Origin of the sequence: Vibrio mexicanus, assembly GCF_001012815.1 — a bacterium.
GTDB lineage: Bacteria > Pseudomonadota > Gammaproteobacteria > Enterobacterales > Vibrionaceae > Vibrio > Vibrio mexicanus.
Map to the genome: position 1 here is coordinate 40,951 of NZ_JYJP01000073.1, position 21,710 is coordinate 62,660.

At 48.8% G+C, this 21,710-nt stretch carries 24 protein-coding genes and 3 pseudogenes; 3 read left to right on the forward strand and 24 right to left on the reverse strand.

The genetic code is table 11. From position 1 onward, the window contains the following. The first annotated feature begins 13 nt into the window (after positions 1 to 13). A complete protein-coding gene (gene add, locus UA76_RS10890; protein ID WP_047045909.1) occupies positions 14 to 1,015 on the forward strand; it encodes an adenosine deaminase in 1,002 nt (333 codons plus the stop codon). A gap of 242 nt (positions 1,016 to 1,257) precedes the next feature. After that, positions 1,258 to 2,052 (forward strand): substrate-binding periplasmic protein, encoded by a 795-nt coding sequence (locus tag UA76_RS10895; protein WP_238322264.1) that lies wholly within the window; start codon positions 1,258 to 1,260, stop codon positions 2,050 to 2,052. 15 nt (positions 2,053 to 2,067) lie between these two features. On the opposite strand, the gene UA76_RS22485 is transcribed toward UA76_RS10895, so the two are convergent. The 24 genes and pseudogenes from UA76_RS22485 to flgB all read right to left on the reverse strand — a co-directional run. Further along, on the reverse strand, positions 2,068 to 2,397 hold the full coding sequence (locus UA76_RS22485; RefSeq protein ID WP_052772017.1) for an OmpA family protein: 330 nt from the start codon (positions 2,395 to 2,397) through the stop codon (positions 2,068 to 2,070). Next, positions 2,394 to 2,612: a hypothetical protein gene (locus tag UA76_RS22490; RefSeq protein ID WP_052772018.1), complete on the reverse strand. Its 219-nt coding sequence runs from the start codon at positions 2,610 to 2,612 to the stop codon at positions 2,394 to 2,396. Before UA76_RS22490 ends, UA76_RS22485 begins: the two co-directional genes overlap by 4 nt. A 136-nt stretch (positions 2,613 to 2,748) precedes the next feature. After that, on the reverse strand, positions 2,749 to 3,030 hold the full coding sequence (locus tag UA76_RS10905) for a flagellar motor protein MotB (protein WP_047045912.1): 282 nt from the start codon (positions 3,028 to 3,030) through the stop codon (positions 2,749 to 2,751). Then, positions 3,030 to 3,886, reverse strand: a pseudogene (motA, locus tag UA76_RS10910) (flagellar motor stator protein MotA). Before motA ends, UA76_RS10905 begins: the two are co-directional and overlap by 1 nt. A 10-nt stretch (positions 3,887 to 3,896) precedes the next feature. Further along, complete coding sequence (fliA, locus tag UA76_RS10915) at positions 3,897 to 4,628, reverse strand: RNA polymerase sigma factor FliA (RefSeq protein ID WP_052772019.1); 732 nt, start codon at positions 4,626 to 4,628, stop codon at positions 3,897 to 3,899. 13 nt (positions 4,629 to 4,641) lie between these two features. Next, positions 4,642 to 5,013 (reverse strand): flagellar basal body-associated FliL family protein, encoded by a 372-nt coding sequence (locus UA76_RS10920; RefSeq protein WP_052772020.1) that lies wholly within the window; start codon positions 5,011 to 5,013, stop codon positions 4,642 to 4,644. A 105-nt stretch (positions 5,014 to 5,118) separates the two neighbouring features. Continuing rightward, positions 5,119 to 6,168, reverse strand: a complete 1,050-nt coding sequence (locus UA76_RS10925; protein WP_047045916.1) for a flagellar hook-length control protein FliK — start codon at positions 6,166 to 6,168, stop codon at positions 5,119 to 5,121. After that, positions 6,165 to 6,470, reverse strand: a complete 306-nt coding sequence (locus tag UA76_RS10930) for a hypothetical protein (RefSeq protein WP_047045918.1) — start codon at positions 6,468 to 6,470, stop codon at positions 6,165 to 6,167. Before UA76_RS10930 ends, UA76_RS10925 begins: the two co-directional genes overlap by 4 nt. Beyond that, positions 6,457 to 6,855, reverse strand: a complete 399-nt coding sequence (fliS, locus tag UA76_RS10935; protein WP_047045921.1) for a flagellar export chaperone FliS — start codon at positions 6,853 to 6,855, stop codon at positions 6,457 to 6,459. Before fliS ends, UA76_RS10930 begins: the two co-directional genes overlap by 14 nt. Positions 6,856 to 6,864: 9 nt before the next feature. Beyond that, on the reverse strand, positions 6,865 to 8,190 hold the full coding sequence (gene fliD, locus UA76_RS10940) for a flagellar filament capping protein FliD (RefSeq protein ID WP_047045924.1): 1,326 nt from the start codon (positions 8,188 to 8,190) through the stop codon (positions 6,865 to 6,867). Between the two features lie 545 nt (positions 8,191 to 8,735). Then, positions 8,736 to 9,631, reverse strand: a pseudogene (gene lafA, locus UA76_RS10945) (lateral flagellin LafA). Between the two features lie 413 nt (positions 9,632 to 10,044). Then, entirely contained in the window at positions 10,045 to 10,416 is a 372-nt protein-coding gene (locus tag UA76_RS10955; protein ID WP_047045930.1) for a hypothetical protein, read from the reverse strand. A 128-nt stretch (positions 10,417 to 10,544) separates the two neighbouring features. Continuing rightward, positions 10,545 to 11,597, reverse strand: a complete 1,053-nt coding sequence (locus UA76_RS10960; protein WP_047045933.1) for a hypothetical protein — start codon at positions 11,595 to 11,597, stop codon at positions 10,545 to 10,547. 48 nt (positions 11,598 to 11,645) lie between these two features. Continuing rightward, complete coding sequence (gene flgL / locus UA76_RS10965) at positions 11,646 to 12,551, reverse strand: flagellar hook-associated protein FlgL (protein WP_047045935.1); 906 nt, start codon at positions 12,549 to 12,551, stop codon at positions 11,646 to 11,648. A gap of 36 nt (positions 12,552 to 12,587) precedes the next feature. Then, the gene (gene flgK, locus UA76_RS10970) at positions 12,588 to 13,961 is read right to left on the reverse strand and encodes a flagellar hook-associated protein FlgK (protein ID WP_047045938.1); all 1,374 of its coding nucleotides are present in this window, start codon (positions 13,959 to 13,961) and stop codon (positions 12,588 to 12,590) included. Next, complete coding sequence (locus UA76_RS22495) at positions 13,958 to 14,521, reverse strand: rod-binding protein (RefSeq protein ID WP_052772021.1); 564 nt, start codon at positions 14,519 to 14,521, stop codon at positions 13,958 to 13,960. Before UA76_RS22495 ends, flgK begins: the two co-directional genes overlap by 4 nt. A gap of 9 nt (positions 14,522 to 14,530) precedes the next feature. Beyond that, entirely contained in the window at positions 14,531 to 15,613 is a 1,083-nt protein-coding gene (locus UA76_RS10980; RefSeq protein ID WP_047046021.1) for a flagellar basal body P-ring protein FlgI, read from the reverse strand. A gap of 66 nt (positions 15,614 to 15,679) precedes the next feature. Next, positions 15,680 to 16,357: a flagellar basal body L-ring protein FlgH gene (gene flgH, locus UA76_RS10985; RefSeq protein ID WP_047045941.1), complete on the reverse strand. Its 678-nt coding sequence runs from the start codon at positions 16,355 to 16,357 to the stop codon at positions 15,680 to 15,682. An 18-nt stretch (positions 16,358 to 16,375) separates the two neighbouring features. Further along, a complete protein-coding gene (gene flgG / locus UA76_RS10990) occupies positions 16,376 to 17,161 on the reverse strand; it encodes a flagellar basal-body rod protein FlgG (protein WP_047045943.1) in 786 nt (261 codons plus the stop codon). Between the two features lie 10 nt (positions 17,162 to 17,171). After that, positions 17,172 to 17,903, reverse strand: a complete 732-nt coding sequence (locus tag UA76_RS10995; RefSeq protein ID WP_047045946.1) for a flagellar basal body rod protein FlgF — start codon at positions 17,901 to 17,903, stop codon at positions 17,172 to 17,174. Between the two features lie 12 nt (positions 17,904 to 17,915). Beyond that, positions 17,916 to 19,106 (reverse strand): flagellar hook protein FlgE, encoded by a 1,191-nt coding sequence (gene flgE / locus UA76_RS11000; protein WP_047045949.1) that lies wholly within the window; start codon positions 19,104 to 19,106, stop codon positions 17,916 to 17,918. A gap of 50 nt (positions 19,107 to 19,156) precedes the next feature. Continuing rightward, positions 19,157 to 19,861 (reverse strand): flagellar hook capping FlgD N-terminal domain-containing protein, encoded by a 705-nt coding sequence (locus tag UA76_RS11005; protein WP_052772022.1) that lies wholly within the window; start codon positions 19,859 to 19,861, stop codon positions 19,157 to 19,159. 9 nt (positions 19,862 to 19,870) lie between these two features. Continuing rightward, positions 19,871 to 20,305 (reverse strand): flagellar basal body rod protein FlgC, encoded by a 435-nt coding sequence (gene flgC, locus UA76_RS11010; RefSeq protein ID WP_047045951.1) that lies wholly within the window; start codon positions 20,303 to 20,305, stop codon positions 19,871 to 19,873. 7 nt (positions 20,306 to 20,312) lie between these two features. Next, positions 20,313 to 20,669: pseudogene (gene flgB / locus UA76_RS11015) on the reverse strand (flagellar basal body rod protein FlgB); the annotation flags it as partial. Positions 20,670 to 20,962: 293 nt separating this feature from the next. On the opposite strand from flgB, the gene flgA reads away from it, so the two are divergent. Then, a complete protein-coding gene (flgA, locus tag UA76_RS11020; RefSeq protein WP_047045954.1) occupies positions 20,963 to 21,673 on the forward strand; it encodes a flagellar basal body P-ring formation chaperone FlgA in 711 nt (236 codons plus the stop codon). Positions 21,674 to 21,710: the final 37 nt, after the last annotated feature.

Sequence of the window (21,710 nt, forward strand, 5' to 3'; positions counted from 1 at the left end):
GGACGTACGCATAATGATAACGAAAACACTCCCTTTAACTGACCTGCACCGCCACCTAGATGGCAACATCCGTACTCAAACTATTCTCGATTTGGGTAAAAAGTTTGGCGTGGCGCTTCCTGCGTACGATATTGAATCTCTCACGCCACACGTACAGATTGTTGAAGCTGAGCCTTCATTAGTGGCCTTCCTGTCTAAACTGGATTGGGGTGTTGCGGTTCTTGGTGATCTGGACGCATGTCGCCGCGTGGCTTACGAAAACGTTGAAGATGCACTGAACGCTCAAATTGATTATGCAGAGCTGCGTTTCTCACCTTACTACATGGCGATGAAGCACAACCTGCCAGTAGCCGGTGTTGTTGAAGCTGTCGTTGATGGCGTTCAAGCAGGCGTTCGTGACTTTGGTGTAAAAGCGAATCTTATCGGCATCATGAGCCGTACTTTCGGTACCGACGCTTGTCAGCAAGAGCTCGATGCTATCCTAAGCCAAAAAGATCACATGGTAGCCGTTGACCTAGCCGGTGACGAGCTTGGCCAACCGGGTGATCGTTTCGTGCAGCACTTCAAACAGGTTCGCGATGCTGGCCTAAACGTGACTGTACACGCGGGTGAAGCGGCCGGTGCCGAGAGCATGTGGCAAGCAATCCACGAGCTAGGCGCAACACGTATCGGCCACGGTGTGAAAGCTATCCACGATCCTAAATTAATGGATTACCTAGTAGAACACCGCATTGGTATTGAGTCTTGTCTAACATCTAACTTCCAAACAAGTACGGTTGATTCACTGTCTAACCACCCAATCAAGCAGTTCCTTGACCACGGCGTGCTAGCGTGTCTAAACACAGACGACCCTGCGGTTGAAGGCATTGAGCTGCCTTACGAGTATGAAGTAGCCGCACCGCAAGCGGGTCTGTCGATTGAGCAAATTAAACAGGCGCAGATCAACGGCCTAGAGCTGGCTTTCCTTTCTGAGCAAGAGAAGCAAGCACTGCGCGAGATGGCAGCTAAACGCTAGCGTTCGTTGCAAATAGCTTTAAGCGATACAAACAGATAGCAAAAACCGACACCCTGTGTCGGTTTTTTTGTTGGCGACAAGATGAAACGTTGCATATCCTTTACTATATGCAACGTGATCAAGGATGCGACCACTATGAGTTGGCTTAATTTCTTCCGCGCCTATCGCCACTGTGCTGACAAACAACACTCAATAACCCGCCTCTGCCTTTTAAGTAGAAGAAAGTGGGTCAGCAAAACAAAATGTTGGAGCATACTTTTTCTGCTCACTTTCTTCGCAAGCTCCTCTTGGGCCTGCACCCTCACCATGCTTATCGCACGAGTGATAGAACACCTTTAATAGAGCAAGCACCCAGCAATCGAGGTCTGTATCAGACCCTCTACTCGCAAGCTGCCAGTGCCATTGGCTGTCAATTGGAGATTGTCCGAGGGCCAAAGAAAAGAATCTTGAAAATGCTTGAAGACGGGGAGGTCGATTTCTACCCTGGTTTTAATTTCAATCCAGAGCGGGCACGTTACACCTACTATATCGTTAATGGTTTGCCTGGTGGCGATGTCGGCATCTCTCGCAATGATTTTATAACCGTGACTCAATTGTCTGAGCTTGAAGGTCATACGGTCGTTCAAGCGCTGGGTTCGCCTAATTTTGTGCGAGATTTGGAGAATGTCACCATTTACGCCAAGCCTGAAATCACCATAGATCAAGCAGTAGCCGTGATACGTAAAAAGCGCGCGGATTTCTACATCTACAATCGTTCATCCATCGACTACTACTTTAAGCAGCACCAACCCAATGATATGAAGATTCACCCTAACTGCTGCGGAGAAATCGAACCACTCTACCTTGGGTTTTCTCGCCGTTCGCCCCACTTCAGCGAGACGATTAACCCTAACTACGATGCGAACCAGCCTCTATCTGTCAGCAATTTTCCAACGGTGATAAACAGTCAATCCATCGCTTATCATTTCCAAAAGGCCTTGGCGGATATGGCAAGCAGCGGTGAATCTGCGCAGATTTACCGCCACTATTTCCAATAGCTGATTCTCTGTGATTTACCCGCTTACAGGTTGGTTGTATTGAGCTGCTGCTTGAGCTTCTTGCAGTGCGCTGCCTTGCGAGCGACCAAACAAAGCATTGAGCATGTCTTCGCTCTGCGCAGTCAGCACCAATATCTCAATACGACGATTCACTGCGCTGGTTGGATTTTGCTCATCAAGCAGCATGTTGTCGGCCATGGCCGTCACTTGTGATACACGCTGCTTTGGCATGCCACCAAATTCCAGTACCTCTCGTGCACGCTGGGCTCGGTCTCCAGACAGGGTCCAGTTACTGTTAGTCGAACGTTGATTAAACGCGGTTGCATCGGCATGGCCCGAGATCATGAGCGAGTTTTCGACCGTGGTAAAGATTGGGCTAACGCCAATAGTAAATCTTCAAAGTAATGCGTCAGCATCGAACCACCACGCTGAAACATCGGCTTTTGCTCATCATCATTGACCAAAACGCGTAAGCCTTGCGGTACAATCTCAACCTGAACATGTTCACTCACCGACAGGTGCTTGCTGTATTCATTAATGAAATCCCCCAGCACCACCATCTCTTCTTGCTATCGTAACGGCCAGCAATCAAAGACAGACTCTCGGTGCCTGTACCGCCATAGTTATTGCCATCACCGTCTTTGACGTTAATGGTCAAACTGTTGCCCAAATCGGTAGGGTTGCTTGGGCGAGCACTTAATTGATCCGGTAGTGCACTACCCCAAAATCAATCGGAAATGGGCTATTGTTCGAGAAGTTTTCGTCTATTGCGATAATGTCTGGATTGCCCGCCAACTTACCGACAATACGTTTCTTTTCATCAGACGTGGTGACTTGAACCACCCACATCACCATAAAGAAGGCCATCATTGCCAAGGTGAAGTCGGCAAAGGCGACTTTCCAAGCGCCTGTGGCTCGCCGGCCTTCCCCTCGACGGCGCGAACGACGAACAATGATATGTTGTTGGGCGTTACGCATTATTGAAATACTCGCTGTGTTACCCAGTTCTCCATTTCAGAGAAGGTAGGCTTAACGTCTAGTAGGATAAGTTTACGTCCAGCATCGACCGCAACCAGTGAAGACTTACCCGAGGAATACGCGACTAAAATGGCTCTCACACACTCAAATGCGGAAATCTCACGCTTAATTTTCTTCTCCATCGCCGCACTGATTGGGTCAAACACGCAGTAGCAAAAGAAGATGCCCAAGAAAGTCCCCACTAGTGCTGCCGCAACGCTAATGCCAATCTGCGCCATGTCGGCATCAATATTGGTCATGGTGATCACGATACCCATGACCGCCGCTAGAATGCCGAATCCTGGCATCGCTTCCGCCATACGGTGCATACTGCGAGAAGGGGTCAACATGTCATCTTCAATCGACAAGATCTCTTGCTCTAACATGCCTTCTAGTTCATGAGCTGAGATTTTTCCCATCGCCATCAAGCGGAAGTTATCACAGATGAAGACCACCAACTCCGGGTGCTCCATGATCTCTGGGTAAGCGAGAAACAGGCTGCTTTGGTTCGGCTCTTCAATGTGCTCATCCAATGCGCGCATGCCGCCTGCTCTAACTTGCTCAAGTAGGTGGTGCATCAAAGACAGCAGCTCTTGATATAAGCGACGCTCGTCTTTCTTCACCATGATGCCTTTAGTTTGACGCCACATTTCCACAATCACGTGATGCGGATTACCTAAGATTAATGCGCCAATCCCGCCCCTAAGATAATGATGAGCTCCGCTGGCTGCCACATGGTACCTAAGTACCCACCCGCGGCGACGTAGCCTCCAAATACACCGAAGACGATGATCGCTATTCCTATAATTTTTTGCATGATTGTTCCTCTATATCTGACGTTTGATCATCGTTTGCAAATTCTTCAATGCCAGCTTATGTAGCTGACACACTCGCGCCTCGGTTAACCCGACGACCATGGAAATTTCTTTTAAGCTCAGTTCTTTGAGGTAATACAAGCTGAGAATGATCTGCTCGCGCTCAGGCACTTTAGTCAGTGCATAGCGAATCAAATCGTGGTCAATCACCTGCTGCACCCCATATTCCGCAGATTCAAAGGGGTAAGCTTCGGTTCCTTGCTGCATCAAAGCATCCAAGCTTTGTAGCTCTTCTGCCTGACTGACATACAACAGTCGGTGGTATTCATCACTAGAGAGTTCAAGCTCGGCAAGAATTTCTCGCTCACTTGGTTCACGGGCCAGTTTCTTAGTCAGTACTTTAATTCTGTTCATCAAGTCATGAGCTTGTTGGCGCAACTGACGTGGTCTCCAATCTCTACGGCGCAGCTCATCTAAGATTGCGCCACGTACTCGACGAGAGGCAAACAGTGGAAAGTTTTCGTCCATCTCGCCATAACGTCTTGCGGCTTCAAGTAGGCCGAGCAACCCCAGCTGCTCCATGTCGTCCAATCCAACTGTGCTCGTAGCATGAGGACGAAGTTGGTTCACTATACGTTTCACAAGTGGCAGATACTTTCTCAGTACCTCACCTTCGTCCATTTGCGGCGGCTTGGCATCAACATTGAAATACTCTTGCTCTAAACAGAACTGACTCTCTAGCATGTTTCCTACCTTTTTATTGAAGGACCAACTTAGTGAACAGCACATCTTCTATGCTGTGTAAGTAACCGCTATGGGCGAGCGTGGTCGAAAGTTGAGACTTCACCTGGCGCTGCAACACCTCAATATCATTCGATGCTCGCACCTCTTCGTAGCTCATTTGGCTAAACATTTTCAAAAGCACGTTATTGACGATAGGACGGAAAGCTTTTAGGTCTTCATGTGCGCGAACGTTGGCGGTTTTCAAATCCAACTCCAACAGCAAATAGTGCATGCGTTCATCGCCATTGAGTGAAATAACGAACTTATCCAATGACATGAAATGAACTTGCTTCTCAGGCTGTCCGCCCCCAAATAAGCTTCCACCTTCGGCAAGTTTGCTATCCATCAGGTAGTATGTGCCTACGGCAGTTCCGGCGATCAGCGCGGCTGATAAGACGCCAGCATTAAGATTTTTGCGCTTGAAAGATTAACGTTGATCATGACGTCTTCCTTAGATTAGTCGGGTAATTCGGTGGTCATCATGACCAGAAGATTTTAAGGTCGACTCCTGCCAATCTGACTGAGTCACTTCTTCTTGAGCAATCACCATGGCTTCAGACTCGGAGTGCGATTGATGATCGCTGACATCCACATCAACACTGGTTCCCGCGAGTTGCTTCGATTCAAGATCGAGACGCAGCCGTTCAGCCTGTTGCGTAATGGCCTCGCGCAAGGTGGGATCGCTAGCAAAAAGTTGCACGTGGACCTTGTTGTTCTCAACCTTTACCGCCAGCTCTAAACTGCCTAAATTCGGTGGGTCGAGACGAATACGCGCTTGTGAGATATCTTGATTCATCTGCATTTGAACGCGGTCTTTAAGTACCGCTAGCATTTGCTGCCCCCAAGCTTGCTTATTTTCATCCACTTTAACGGGCGCCCACTCTGTCATTGCTGTCGCTTGAGTATGAGATTGAACAGAAGGTTGAGCTGCACTAAACAGCTGGGTCGCATCTGGTGTGATTGTGAAGTTCGCCGCCTGACTCACTAAGTTTGATGTCATCAAGGTGTGAGGCTTTACGGGCTGAAGCAGCTCGGGGTTGTGATGCTCTGGACGAGCGGGCACCAAGGCGTTGGAAATCAAACGCTCAACCGCTTGAGAGAAGTTCAAACTGTTTGAGTCGCCATTTACTGGCGCTAAACCATGCCTTGGCTGACCGAGTTGGACATCGACACTGTGCAGGCCATCAGCGCGGCGCATCATCGCTACCATCTGCTGCTGCACTTCACTGTCGAATTGGCTAACTACCGATAGAACACGAAACTGCCCTTCTGGCGGCAACTGAGCGAGCAGCGGTTGCTCGCTGTTAAACTGCCAGTTCTCTTGCTCCGCAAGACCTTTAAGTTGATCATAAAGGTCGAACCAATATTGACCTTCACTATTGGCTTGAGCATCGGACAGACCGAGCAACTCCTCAAATGAAATTGCCGAGTGTTGTGAGTCTACATGTCCAGGTTGGCCATTCGATGATGGCAGATGAGGTAATGTCCCTATCACGCTCATGCCACGCCCCTTTCTACTTGGGAGTAGCCTTCAATACCTTCGCGCTGATTTTGCAAACGCGCCAAGGTAATACCAATGCGTTTTTTCTCTTCATCACAGCGCTCAATCGCAACCTCATGATGACGACGTAGATTCACCAGATCGGCTTGTAGGCGATTGGCCAGTTCAGGCTGGCCATTTAAGGTATCTAGAACAGTGCGAATCTGTAGATCCAGCTTACGTAACTGCTGCCACTCTTTCTTAGCGCAGCAGTGATCGAGATGAATCACCATTTTCCTTAGCAAAGCACTACTTATTTCCATGGACAGCTCCAAAGTTCTGCCAACCTTCTTGAATGTTGGTCATCACAGTGCGAACTTCCGATAACTTGTCCGCTTCGTTGTAAGTGCTCGCCTCAAACAGGCGCAAACTGCAAAAATCGTATAAGCGGTTCATCTGCTGTGCCATCTCGCCGCCACGTTCCATATCCAGCGCACTGTTGAGGCCACCAATGATGTCCAAACAACGGGCAATGGCTTCGCCTTTTTCCTTGAAACGATTCGCCTCCATATGCGCTTCTGCTCGCGTTAAGGTATCGAGAAAGCCATCAATCAACATCAGTACTAACTGATACGGGCTAGCTGCCGCTGCTTGGGCTTCTACATCCACTTGTTGATAAGCATCAAAGCCAGATTCTTCGGTAAACATCCATACTCCTTAATACATAAACATTGAGCCAGTCGACTGCATCTGCGACATCACCTGCGCCATTGCCGTGTATTCACGCAAATAACGGTCGTAGGCTTTTTCCATTCGGTAGTCGAGGCGCTCTTTTTTGTCATCAACACGATCAATATTGCCCTGCAAAGTGTCTTGGCGAGTTTTTAGCAAATTGCTGCCACTGTTACCGCTGCCCGTATAAGGCTCAATCACTTGCTCTAGACCTGCAAGCAACCCTGAATCACCAAAGAAGATGGCATCGATTTTTTCTGGCTCTTCTGCCAGAGTTTTTTCTAATCGATCGATATCAATTTTCAATGTGCCATCGCGATTAGCTTCAATACCGATGCTGTATAATGTGCCTTCATCGAATACGCCGCGCGTAACACTATTTAGCTGGTTGCGGATGCTGCGTGCGGTGGAATCACTGGCCAGCACGCCCGCTTCAGTGACCTTGCTAGTGCTATCGTCATCATCGTCGTCACTGTCATCATTTTCGATTTGAAATTCAGTTTGCGTATGCTTGAGAATGACCTTCATCAAATCGTTATAAGCATCAACGAACTCTTCAACTGCATCCTTCGATGCTTCTTGGTCGGTACCGACCACCATGGTCAACGGTGCTTCATTTGGCTGGTGCGCTTTTGTCACTTCAAACGACACGCCATAAATCACATCATCAAAGGTATTAGTGCTGTTGGAAATCACCAAGCCGCCCTCACCCCCCAAGTGAATCACCGCATCTTGCGCCTCATTCAGCTGGCGATGGTTGTGGTTCGCTCCTTGAACATCGACCTCAAAGCCGTTTTCCACACCGGTCTCGTCAGAGCTGAGCATTAGATGCAACTCGCCATCGGTGCGCACTACGCTGGCATTGATGCCTTCATCGAGCTCATTGATGTGGTCTGCTAGGGCATGCATGTCTTCAAAGTCAGCAAAATTGATGTCCACACTTTCGCCATTAGACAAAGTTAGGGTCATCGAGCCCTCAGACGGCAGCTCACCACCTTCAAAACTGATTGAATCTTGCTGCGCTTTCGCAAGCTGCTGAACAAAAATGTCGTATGAGCCTTCGCGAGCATAACGACCTGCCGTAGCGTTGATGTAACCATCTTCACTGGTGGTGACTGAGTTTTTAACAAAACTGTTATCAGGCTTATTGAAGTCATCCAATGCAGACTTAAAACTTGAAAAAGCAGTGTCGATCTCTTTCCATGCATCTAATTGTGTTTGGTACATTGCTTGCTGATTCGCGTACTGAATATCAAACGGCTGTCGTTGAATCATTACCATCTGCATGGCCATTTGTGCTGGATCGATCATGTCACTCTTCCTAGTTATTGATGCTTGCAAACATCTGGCTACTTACCTTGGTAAACATGCGTGGGTAAATACCGCAGAAAGCGAGCATTGGTATGTGGTTAATCGGTCGCATCCATTGCTCAATACTTCCATTTCTCTATGAGAAACAAGCTATAGGAGCAAGATGTGTTCCAATCTATAAATCACTGTTAAATTTGCTTATTTCGTGCAATTTAGCAGCATAAATGTAGTAGTTTGTTGCTTTATTAGCCCTAAAAGACGCATATACGGAAGTGGAATTTCCGCTTTGCGGAAGTCTTGTATAGACCTTCTATTCCGCCTGAAAAAAGCCGTTTTAAAACTGAGTTTCTATAGCTAGAAAAACGACGAGATCGGGCGCTGACTTAACCTTGCTCGAGACTATTTTCGCGATCTTGATACCATTACCACTGAGGATGCTACTTAAGGCTAGAAGCGAATTTGAAGATAGGGTCTGTCCTTTTTAAGGCATAAAAAAACCGCAGCCAAAGGCTGCGGTAAGATACGAAAAGCAAGAAGGGAATGGCTTAGATTAGGCTCATTACCATGCCAGACATGCCGTTTGCTTGAGAAAGCATAGACATAGACATTTGCGTTAGCATTTGGTTCTTCATCATGTTTGAAGATTCAACCGCGTAATCAGTATCCATGATACGGCCTTTCGCCATTTCAGTGTTTTCACGCATGTTGCCTAGGTTAACTACAGTGTGGTCTAGACGGTTGATGGTTGCACCGAACTCAGAGCGTAGAGAACCCACATCGCCTAGTAGTGCATCTACAGCATCCATACCAGCCGCTGCATCAGCGCCTAGATCGATACCAAATAGACCTGTACCTGGTAGCTACCGTCACCAGCTGGATCCGCTTCACCGATGCCATTGCGAACATTACCAAGACCACCAGATACATCTAGAGTCAATGTTTCAGCTGTCGAAGAACCAATTTGGAAAGTGATTGCACTGTCGAAGATACCGCCGTCACCGCTTACGCCTGGATCCGTTTCTGCGCGGAATAGGTTGTTACCTGAACCAAATTGCGTGTTTTGAATTACGCTGTCTAGCTCATCAGCTAGTTGGTCCCACTCAGCTTGCATCGCTGAGTGCTCATCTGCAGAGTTAGTACCGTTAGCTGCTTGTGTCGCTAGGTCTTTCATGCGGTGAGCAATGTTTGTCATCTCATCGAATGCACCTTCTGCTGTTTGTAGCATAGAGATCGCATCTTGAGAGTTACGAGACGCAACAGATAGGCCGTTTACTTGAGACTGTAGACGAGTCGCGATTTGAAGACCTGCTGCATCATCTGCTGCAGAGTTAACGCGGAAGCCCGTAGAGATGCGCTGCATCGCTTGGTCCATTGCACCAGAAGTTTTGTTTAGGTTGTTTTGCGTCAGTAGAGACGTGTAGTTAGTGTGAATCGATAGCATGAGTTCATCCTCTTTGGTTATGCTGTACCGCTTACACAGTTAATAAACGTCTTGGATTTTTAATCGCTTAAACCTCTAAACAACAATTCTTTTTCCCACGACTGAAAAAAAATTATATTAAATCCAATTGGGCTAATTTTTGGGAGGTTTGGCGAATATTTACCTTGTGACTTATACCGTTTTTTCGTCGTCCTTGCCTTATAACAAGGCCACTAGCAGTACCAATAGCCCAAACAAGACCACTGCTAATCTCTGCAGCCAAGCCAACTGATAATCTATGGGAGACAAGCGTGGTGCTCTCTTTTGCGCGGGCAACCACAACAGTTGAAGTGGCTCTACCATATCGGAACCACTGCCCACCAACCGCCAACTGCCATTCACTGAAGGTAATAGCTTTACAACTTGATCGCTGGCTAACGTTGATGACACCAACACGGCTTCGCTTGAGAAATTTGCCAACGTAATTGATGAGGCTGACCATCCAGTTCAAATTTCGCGGCGAGAATACCTCGATCGGTTGGCATGGTAAGTTGAGCCGTCGCTCGATTGGGCGTTTGATACGCCATATCCTTGCGGGTTGGCGTTACCGAGTGGGCCGAATACAACATACGCACCACTTGCCATTGCGCTAACGGCAGCGTAAATCCTGGGAGCTGTTGCTGAGTCGGACGAGAAGGAAGGTGACTCGCTGTTTGAGCCGGTTGCGAGAGTTGCCGTTCGGACTTGAGCTGCTGTGGCTCTACCCGAACCAATTTTTCAATGCCTGGAGGAAGTTGTGATTGCATCCTAACCTCGTCTTCATACTGCTAAGAAACATGATGCCAAGAAAAACGCTACCGAGAATCAAACGGTAGCGTTGTAGAATATTAAGCGGAAAGTGTTTTGGTCGTGTCGACCACTGCTTTGTAAGTGACTACTTAGACAGCAACGCAACAGCGGTATGGCGATGAACATTCGCCTGCACCCGAATGTTTTGGTACACCTGAGTAAAGCTCATCTCCTGAGGTAAAATCGATTGTAAATCGCGCTCAACAGATTCCAGTGACAACCCCGCTAATTGCGGGCTTTTTTGACTGATGCTGCTCATCTTTTCCGATATCACACGACGATATTCACGAAGCTCTTGAACGCTCGCTTTGACCTGCTGCATCAAACGTTTTGTTTCCGCTTGGCTATCGTGCAACGCGGCGCGATCAACCTTCAGTTTAGTGGGTTCGAAACGAAGTTCAGTCGCTTCTATTTTGGCTCGATTTGCTTTGCCAGCAGGAAAGCGTTCACCCTGTCCGGTCACCTTCAAACTTTGCTGCAACCGCTGCCAGTCGCCCTCTTTTGCACTAAACACCAACTGACGCTGCTTATTTAGGCCAACACCAATCCCATGCTCATTAAAGGCCTGGCGAAATTGAGACGCTTGTTTTTCAGGGGTGGCGTTAGCAGGGATTTTCACTGGAACCGCGTTCGCACCACCCTTGCCCAAATTAAACACCAACATTTCGTCACGATTGACCACTCGCGTTGTATCAAGGCCTTTCACGGAAAAGGTGGTTTGAGCATCACCATGAAAGTTCGGCCTAAGCTGACGACTCAAAACTGGCTGTTCTTGGTATTGAGCTTGATTAAACGTTTGTTCAAGTGATGAGGTAATTTGCGAGACTTGTGACTCCACTTGATGGGATGCCTGCGCAGAACGGGTGGCCATACCCAAACGTTTGTTCAAATCCATTAGGCCTTTACCAATATCCATCAAACTGCGCTCGGCGACCTGCGCGGAAGCAAGCTGCTGTTGCGCACGCTGCAGCAAACTTTGTTGACGGGTATGTTCCGGCGTTAGTGTGCGTGACAAACGAATAGGGTCGCGCTGCTGACTGTCGGCAACGCGAGTCGTTTGCTCGGCGCGCTTAGCAATCACCGAAGGTTGATGATTGCCCGACGTAGCGGCTCTCAGATCGCTAACTTGTGAAACCATAGTGACTTAACTACCTATTACTTGGATTAAACAGCCTTGATTGAGCGATTACATCATCGAGAAAAGAGACATATTCGATGTCTTCACATACGTAGCTTGCGTCGCCTGTAGGGCAAGCAAGTAGTTGTTAAACTCGATCATTGCATCGGCATAGTCCAAATCTTCCAGCTGACCAATCAATTGGTTGTTGAACAGCTCGACTTCACTGTGACCATCGCCCATGGTCATTAACGTATTCTGTCTCACACCAAGGTTAGTCACTTCACTGGTCACAGTACCTAGCGCTGCATCCAGCACCGCCACGCTCTCTTCGATAATATTGCTGCCACCAGCACTGAAGTCTGGATCGCGTAGCGCGTCGACCAGATCATCAATTTGGTTGAACAGGTTAGAGTCGCCCGAGAAGAACATATCGCCAGCATTAACGTTAATCTTCACCGTCACACCATCGCCAACCACGACTTCACGCACACCACTGTCTCCGTTGTAGATCCAGTTGCCGTCTGCATCTTTGGTCAGCGGTGCTTCATTCACTTCATTGCCCGAGAACAGGTATTTGCCATTCTCATCTTTAGCGTTAATCAGGGAAACTAAGGATTCTTGCAACTGCTCCAACTCATCAGCGATCGCCGCACGCTCGGATGGTCCGTTGGCATCGTTGCCCGCCCAAAGCATCAAATCACGCATCTGCAGCATCACGTCAACAGAGTTGCTGAGATACACCTCTTGGTTTTTCAGCAATACATCCGCCTGTTCTATATTACTCTGGTATTGGCTAAGTGAGGCCTGCTGCCCTTGCAAGGTTTTGACACGAGTTGATGCCATTGGGTCATCAGAAGGCAGAAGGATTCGCTTACCTGTTGCCATCTGCTGCATCAGCTTATTGAGCCCTAGCGAGTTGTTATTGAGGCTAGAGGACATCATTTGACTGTATTGATTCGTACTAACGCGCATACTGATTCCTTAAATACTTTGACTAACAGGCTTGGATTAATAGAAAAGCTGCATCACGGACGCGAACGTCTGGTTCGCTGCATTGATCACCTGCAAGTTGGCTTGATACGCCTGCTGGTATTTCATCAAGTTCACCGCTTCTTCGTCCATGTTGACGCCACTAGTGCCCGACTTCTCTACCGTTGCTTGCACATAGATGTTGCCTGCTGCCTGATAATCAGATTGAGCCTGACGCGACTTAACCGCGATATCCCCGACCAGAGAGGTGTAAGCACCACCTAACGTCTGTGAGCCAAGGTGGCCAATCTCAAACTCCTGATCTTGAATCTCAATCAGCTTGAGCAAGTTACCGTTACAACCTGCTGTGCCATCTTCCGACAGCGCGAGATCTTCAGGTTTAAAATCAGGGTCAATCGATAAGGTCGATGCAGGATTATCTGGATCAAAGATAAATAGAGGTTTACCCGGTTCACCATTTAAGTCAAAACCTTGAGAGAGCTGGTCGTTAAAGGCGGTCGCAAACTCATAAGCGATGTCATTAATGACTTCCATTGCTGGCTTAAGCACATCATATTCGTAGTCATCCAATGCGCCTAATGCCCCTCCAATATCCCCCGTGAGCGGGAAGTCTTGACCGTTAAAGCTCAGTGTCAAAACAGTACTTTGGGGGTTATTCGGATCCGTTTCCACTCCAAACTGCGCGGTTTGATTACCACTGATCAGCGGCTGACCATTCGGTAGCGATAATTCAATAGTGCCATCACCAGCGTCAGTAGTGCGTACTTCAACGATTTCTGACAACTGTGTAATTAATACATCACGCTCATCTTGCAGAGCTGAAGTGTTAGCCCCTGTCGCTTCTCCTTTACGAATCTCTTCGTTCAGCTGACTAATATTCGTCAGGAGGCTATTGGCTTGCGCCACTGCCGATGTACGCTGCTGGTTAAGATCGGAATATTGCCCATCAAGCGAATTACTCAACTGGTTAAAGCGATTAGCCAGGGCTTCCGCTTCACTGATAATCTGAGTACGGTTTGCCGAACTATAAGGTGTTGGACTAGAGCCGTTCAGCGCAGAGAAAAAACTGTTGAAGCCTTGATCGATGTCCATCGAATCTGCCGCAAGTAGCGTTTCAAGCCTAACAAGTTGCTGAGCCGACGTTGACGTAGAGCCTATCAAGGAGCTCGCACGAAACAGCTGATTGGTTTGGTAGTCATCGGTAATGCGGCGAATGCTGTTTACGCTCACACCATTACCCGCATCACCCATAGACTGAGGTCCAACGGTACCAAACACTGCTTGCTGGCGGCTGTAACCTGGGGTGTTAATGTTGGCGACGTTTTGCGCCGTCACATTCATACCCACTTGGCTAGCGGTCACCCCTGATAAACCGATATTCATCAAACTCATACTGCTGACTCCTTATCATTCACTAGCGACTCGTTGACTAAAAGCAGAGGCTGATGAAATGCTCGTGTACTGTGAGCCGCGACTGTTGTCGGCTCCTGAGAATATAAAGCGACCGTGTCGTCGGTTTCCTTAAATGGATTCGATGTCATTTGCGCATTTTGCTCGCTTATACCGCGCTTTGAAAGCTGTTCGACAATGGATTCCGCCAATCCAAGACGACCTTTGGCCATTTCAATTGAAAGCTGACCATCAAAAAACTCCTGATAGGTACTCAGCTCGCGGCTACTAAACAGTGGGTTATTCTCATCGTTGCTCAGTGCTTCACTAGCCTGACGCATCTGCTTGAGCACCATCTGTAAGAACATGGACTCAAACTGCTCGGCCACGCCCTGCAGGGCCTGTTGCTCGTCGGCTAGCTTCAGATCGTTCAAACTGCGGCTGTCGAACGTGGTGACTGTGCCTATCCCGTTCTGGCTAATATCGTTGGGCGCAATTTGGTTGGCCCGTGAGTGGATTGATTGCAGAGCCAGCGGATTCACTGGAAGTGTGGTTACTGTCATCTTTACTTCCTATATCACAACCAGTTCAGCATTCAGCGCACCCGCCGTATTGAGTGCTTGCAGAATCGCCATCACATCATCGGGAGAAGCCCCTAAGCTATTGACTGCGTTAACGATCGTCTCCAACTCAACCCCTTCAGGCCAAATAAACATTGGATTGCGCTCTTGATTTATATCGATGTCCGATTCAGGAACAATGGCGGTGTTACCACCAGCAAAGGCATTGGGCTGGCTGACGTTAAATGACTCGCCAATGGTCACGGTTAAGTTGCCATGACTCACCGCCGCACGACCAATCTGAACCCCTTGACCAACCACGACGGTGCCGGTTCGGGTGTTAAACACCACTCGCGCACGTTGTCGGCCAATATCGACCTTCATCTCTTCCAGCATCGACATAAAAACCACACGCTGCTCAAAATCTTCCGGCGCTTGCAACTCAACTCGCGCATGACTTAGTGCCACTGCCGTGTCTGGGCCAAACATTTCATCCACAGTGCGCGAGATATTGCGCGCCGTGGTGAAGTTTGGTTGCAGTAGATTTAGAGTAATCAGTGGCTTGGTGGCAAAATCCGAGGGAATTTCACGCTCAATAATCGCCCCTGATGGAATGCGACCACTGGTTGGCACATTCACGGTAATGCTAGAACCTGTGCGACCTTCCGCTTTGATGCCGCCAACCACCAAGTTGCCTTGTGCCACCGCGTATACTTGACCATCAATGGCACGCATTGGCGTCATGAGAAGTGAACCACCGCGCAAGCTTTTGGCATCACCGATCGACGAGACCGTGATATCAATAGTTTGCCCTTTGCCTGTCAAAGGTGGGATTGATGCGTGAACACTCACCGCCGCCACGTTACGTAGTTTTGGATCGATTTTGTCATCGAGCTGCAAGCCGAACTGGCGCAACATATTGGTGACCGACTGACTGGTGAACTTCACTTGGTTACGATCGCCTGTTCCGTCGAGACCGACCACTAAGCCATAACCTATCAATTGGTTTTCACGCAACCCCTGAATGTCAACCAAATCAATCAAGTAGCGCTCATTGGCAGATGCATTCGCCGAATCCGTCGCGTGGCTTGGCATCACCACCAGCAAAGACGCCAGCGCCAAGAAAAGCATGGAAATGTATTTCGATTTCATCGCGACCTCTTAGAATGGGAATAACGGATTAACGAACAGCTTGGTTAGCCAACCTGCTTCGTTGGCATCAGCCAGAACTCCGCTTTGTGAGTAGGTAATTCGAGCATCACCGACGCGTTGCGAAGAAATTTCGTTGCCGTTGTTGATGTCGTCTACGCGCACCAACCCGTTAAGACGAATAAACTCATCCCCCTGATTGAGGCGAATCCATTTCTCGCCTTTGATGCGTAGCACCCCGTTTGGCAGAACTTCGTGCACCATCACGGTGATCGAACCACGCAAAGAGTTTCGCTGAGAACTGGCCGAGCTGCCGCGAAAATCCCTATCACCAGAGAGATCACCCGATGCCGCGCCTGAGCTACTGCCCGTATCATAAGATCCACCCAAACCGACCGACGAGTTTTTACCGAAGTTGGTGTCGGCCTGTTTGCTAGAGCGTGTATCTTCATCGAGCGATACCGTGAGAATGTCGCCCACTCGGTACGCACGGCGATCTTGGAACAACGTCCAGATATAGCCGTCTCGGTAAACAGAGCCTGAAGTCGCATCAGGTAGTGAGTAGTCTAATTGGGGCGGCGCATAAACATCGTCGTCTGGCGACGGTCTATCATCAATCAGTGAGGTGTTGTTTGCAGCACACCCCACCAGCATCCATGCACTACACAACAGTGCCAGCCATCTCAGCATTAGTGATTACCCTATCGATTAAAGAACTTGGTTAATGTACTGCAGCATCTCATCCGACGAAGAGAGGGCCTTAGCATTCATTTCGTAGCCACGCTGAGTGGTAATCATGTCCACCATCTCTTCAACCACCTGAACATTTGAGCCTTCTAGAACGCCCTGCTTCAGCTGACCGAACGCACCTTCACCCGCAATGCCATCAATCGCTTCACCACTAGAAGCAGTCTGGCGATACATATTGCCACCAAGCGCCTCTAGACCGGCTGGGTTGATGAAGTTGGCTAGTGTGATCTGGCCTAAGTCTTGTGGGAAATCGCTGTTTGCCACTTTTGCTGAAACCGTACCGTCGTTACCAATGGTGATGGTTTCCGCATCTTCTGGTACTTGGATACCTTGCGCCAATGGCAAGCCTTGTGCGGTCACCAACATGCCTTCAGAGTTCAAGTGGAACTGACCGTTACGAGTGTAAGTAAGCTCACCGTCGGCCGTTTCCAACTCGAAGAAACCTTGGCCATCAATCGCCACATCTAAGCTTTGATTGGTGGTTTGATACATGCCTTCGGTGAACACTTTTTGCGTACCGACCACACGTACACCCGAACCAAGTTGAATGCCACTTGGCAGCTCGTTCACTTCATCGACCATCGCACCAGGTTGGCGCTGAATTTGGTAGAACAAGTCTTCAAATGCGACGCGATCGCGCTTGTAGCCAACGGTATTCACGTTAGCTAAGTTATTGGAAATTGTCGCCATCTTGGCGTCTTGAGCGGCGAGGCCGGTTTTACTAATCCATAATGCTGCGTTCATGTTGTTTCCTCTACGCTCTAACTAATCGGTTGCCCGCTTCAGCAATCTTTTCAGCGGTTTGCATCATCTTTAACTGCATTTCAAAATTACGGCTCAGCTGCATGGATGCGACCATCTCTTCCACCGCCACCACATTGCTCTGCTCTAAAAAGCCAGACACCATGGTCACTTGACCATCTTCCGCCGCAGCAAAGGCTTCTTCGCTACCAAAAAAGCCTGTTTCAAGTTTTTGCAGCTCGGCGGTATCAGGGTTAACCAGCTTGACCTGACCCACTTCAATCGCCAGTGCTTCCCCTTCCGGCACTATGTTGATCGCGCCATTGGCTCCAAACTCGATTGAGCTATAAAGCGGTACGTTAAGCATCTCGCCGTTATTGCCTAGTAGCGGCATGTCGTTAATCGACAAATCGCCTTCTGGACTGCGCTCAACATTACCTGCGCGGGTATACACCTCGCGGCCATCGTCGGTTTGCAGGGCAAAGAAGCCGTCCCCACGGATCGCTAGGTCTAGTTCACGACCTGTTTGCTGCAGTGCTCCGGCATCAAAACGAGTACCGCTGGTTTGCGGTTGCACAAGTGCGCGAGTGTCGTAAGCGCCACCTTGTACTGCGAATGCTTGTGCACGCTCCATGTCGGCACGGAAACCGTGGGTATTAATGTTAGCGAGGTTATTGGTGGTAATTTGCTGCGCGGTAAACACCCGCGCTGCACCGCTGGCTGCGGTATAAATCATCTTATCCATGCGATGTTAGCCCTACAGGTTGAACAGCACTTGAGTGAGTTGCTGCTGCGTAGATAGTGATTGTGCGTTCGCTTGATAGTTGCGCTGCGCCGTCATCAAGCCAACCAGCTCGCCCGTTAAGTCAACGTTCGACTCTTCTAGGTAACCTGCGTTAAGTGAACCCAATGTTCCTGTACCCGGCGCACCCACTAAAGGCTGGCCCGATGCTTGAGTGGCCGACCAAGCAGTATCACTCACCTGTACTAAACCACCGTTATTTGGGAAGTCTGCTAGAATGACTTGACCCTGAATCATTTGCTCACCATTGCTGTAGTTGGCAAACAAGTAACCATCTTCATCGATAGAAATTCCTGTGAGCTCACCTGCGGTATGGCCGTCAGAACGGTTAGTTGATACGGCAAAGTCGCTACCAAACTGAGTAGTGCCAGATATCGAGAGGTCAAACTGAAGCTCTGATGCTCCTGTCTCTGGCATGTAGGTCAATGCAATAGAATCTGTAGGTGTCACTAGGCTGCCATTGCTATCAAATTCAAGGGTTGTGGAATCAGCCCCAAAATCTTCACCATTCATGCGGTAATGCACTTCCCACTCATTATCATCCGTCTTAACAAAGTACTGAGTCATAGTGTGCTCATTACCCAATGAGTCGAATACCGTCGTGGTGTACGACGAGTTGTAGCTATCACTGTCTTCTGGATCGAAGTCGATATCGGTATCAATTGGTGTCGCGCCAGCATCCAAGTTAGCCGCAAAAACCACACTACCCGTTGCTTTGGCAGGAACAGAACCGGTTTGAACTTGAAGATCGCTCACCGAACCGGTCATTACGTTGCCATTGGCATCTACGCTATAACCTTGCAGGCGGTGACCTGCACTGTTGACGATGTAGTTATCTTTGTCTTGGTGGAACATGCCAGCGCGGCTATACATAGTGCTACCGTCAGAGTCCTGTAGAACAAAGAAACCACTGCCACCAATCGCCAAATCTGTTGAACGGCCTGTCATCACCATGTTGGCGCCATTAAAGCTCTGAGAGACTGCAGACATCTCAACACCACCACCCATGCCACCATTCATCACAGCAGCAAACTCCGCGCGAGAAGACTTGTAACCAACGGTTGATACGTTAGCAATGTTGTTACTGATGGTATTCAATTCCTGAGAAGTGGAGTTCAAGCCACTCATTGCAATATTAAAGCTCATTGTATTCTTCCTAAATTTTGTGATTCGTAAGCAACTGGGTCATCTAAGATTTAGCGCCTAGCCAGTCGATTAAAAAATGGGGTTGGTGTCGGGTCGTCACTCGGATCCATTTCGCCATACTGAGTAACTTGGAAAAATGGCACGTAGCCAACGCCAGCAATTAAGAATTCAGGCGAACCGCCACCCGGTGGGATACGCATCTTCTCAATCGTCCCTTCGAGCATCAACTCTGGGGTGTAGTCCATATCATCCGTGACAACGGTTAATTGATAGTGGCCATCGGTTAATCCCAACGCTTTCGGGTCTAGAGTGAAGGCCACTTCGCCCTCTTTATTTGCCCCCAAGTCCACCGTTTCAATCAACTGATCCGCATCGTCACGAATCTCGATCTTCAAGCTTTCAACCGAGCTGGTTAAATCAATCACACCTTTGTGTGCATCGCCTTCAAATTCCACTTCGTTGGTTGATACACGTACTTCTTGACCCACCATACCGGCAGTGGTCAGCACCTGAATGTTGTCGAGCAATACCATTTGGTTGGTCACGGTTGAGTTCATGTTCTGCATGGTCTCTACTTGGGTCATCTGCGCAAGCTGAGTCATGAACTGGGTGGTATCGAGCGGATCCAGTGGCGTCTGGTTTTGAATCTGAGCAATCATTAACGTCAGGAAGGTGTTGTCCTGACCACCGTTAGACGCAATTTGACCGTCACTGGTGGTTTGGTTGGATGCCTCATTGGACATAGCAGCTAACATAATGGCTCCTTACTGACCAAGTTTAAGCAGCCCTTGCTGCATACTGCGTGTACGGCTAAGTACATCGACATTGGTTTCAAAACTGCGCGACGCCGACATCATGTCTGCCATCTCGTGTACCACATCCACATTGGGATAGAACACATACCCATCCGCATCGGCGATCGGGTTACCCGGCTCATAACGCTTGTCTAGCTGACCTTCGGTATTCACCACATCCAGCACTTGTACGCGAGCACCTGAAATGGTGTTATTTGGGCTGAAAAGTTGCTGTTGCGACTGCTCGTAAACCGTGGCAAACACAGGCTTACGGGCGCGGTATGTGTCGGCTTCTGTGGTGGCTGCAGAGTTGGCATTGGCCAAGTTACTGGCAATGGTATTCAGACGCGTGGTTTGCGCCGTCATTGCCGAGCCTGCGATCTGATAAATATCTCCAAATGACATAGTGATTACTGTCCTGTAATGGCTGTCGACAGCCTCTGAATTTCATGTTGAGGAACGTTAAACTGGTTTCAAAATCCATCGCGTTTTGGGCAAACATCGCCTGCTCAACGCCGAGCTCAACCGTGTTGCCATCGATCGAGTTGTTGTATGGATTGCGGTACATCAACTCGGTATTCGCCGACGATGTGTGCTGAGTGTGGCGCTGCTCAACCTGAGCCAGCGCCGCCTGAAAATCGAAATCTCTCGCTTTAAACCCAGGGGTATCGACATTTGCCAGGTTTCCTGCGATAACTTTTGAGCGCTCAGCTCTTAAATTCAATGTGTGGGGATGAACGCCAAGCGCATTGTCAAAACTGATTGCCATTGAGTATCCTTGCCAACAATTACGAAGTTAGGCGCTAGGTATAACAAGATGCATGCCAACATTTAAGCCATTGTTTTAATTGAGTTTATTTCACGCACGCAAGCTAGTGGGAAGTGTAACTTCCGCTTGATCGGAAGCCATATCGGAAGGGGGGGAAGTGATGATGAATCACGCCTCAAATCATCACCAAAAACAAACAGAGCAGTCGCCAAATTGATGGAATTAATCGTTGCGAAATATCGCCTCAACAAGACGAGGACTAGAACTCAATTAATGGGGCAGCAGTAGTCGTTTTGGCAACTTTAGGCAGCTCCTTCGCTTGGGCTACTCACTCCTCAAATGACAAAGATAAGCAAGAGAACCAAGCCATTAGCCAATCCTTGAGAGTTCATGTCGAAACGCTGCTCAAGCAAACCGCGCAGGCCTATGGTTGGCAACTTTCCAATCCTAGCGTTCAAGTGACGCTGCCTTCAGGCAGCCATCGCTTAACCTGTTCTCAAGAAGCTGATATCCATCGACGCGATAACCGCCTCTACCCCACTGGTCGACTGCGTTTTACTCTCTCTTGCCCTGATGAAGCCGCACCTTGGTCAATCCAAGCTCAAGCTTATGTTGATGGTGAGCTGGCCGCGGTTTACGCCGCGCAAACCATCGCCAAAGACGCCGTCATTCAAGCCGATGACCTGCGTTTAGGTACAATCTCATTAAGCACACTCAATCGCGGCGTGGTTACCGACCCGAAACGCATCATCCATCAAAGAGCACAACGTCAAATACGCCAAGGCCAGCTTGTTGCGCCAGAGCGTGTAAGTGAACCTTTTATCGTTCAAAGAGGCGATAAGGTGATCATGGAGGCAAAAGGAGAAGACTTCGCTGCCAGTATGGCAGGTATTGCGCTAGAAAACGGATTTCTCAATCAGCAGATCCGAGTAAGAAACAACAGCTCAGGCAAGGTAATCAAAGCCGTCGTCGTTGAGCATGGAAAAGTACAAACTCTTTTTTAAGCAGGCTGATTAATTGGTCGTTTGTAATAAGTAACCC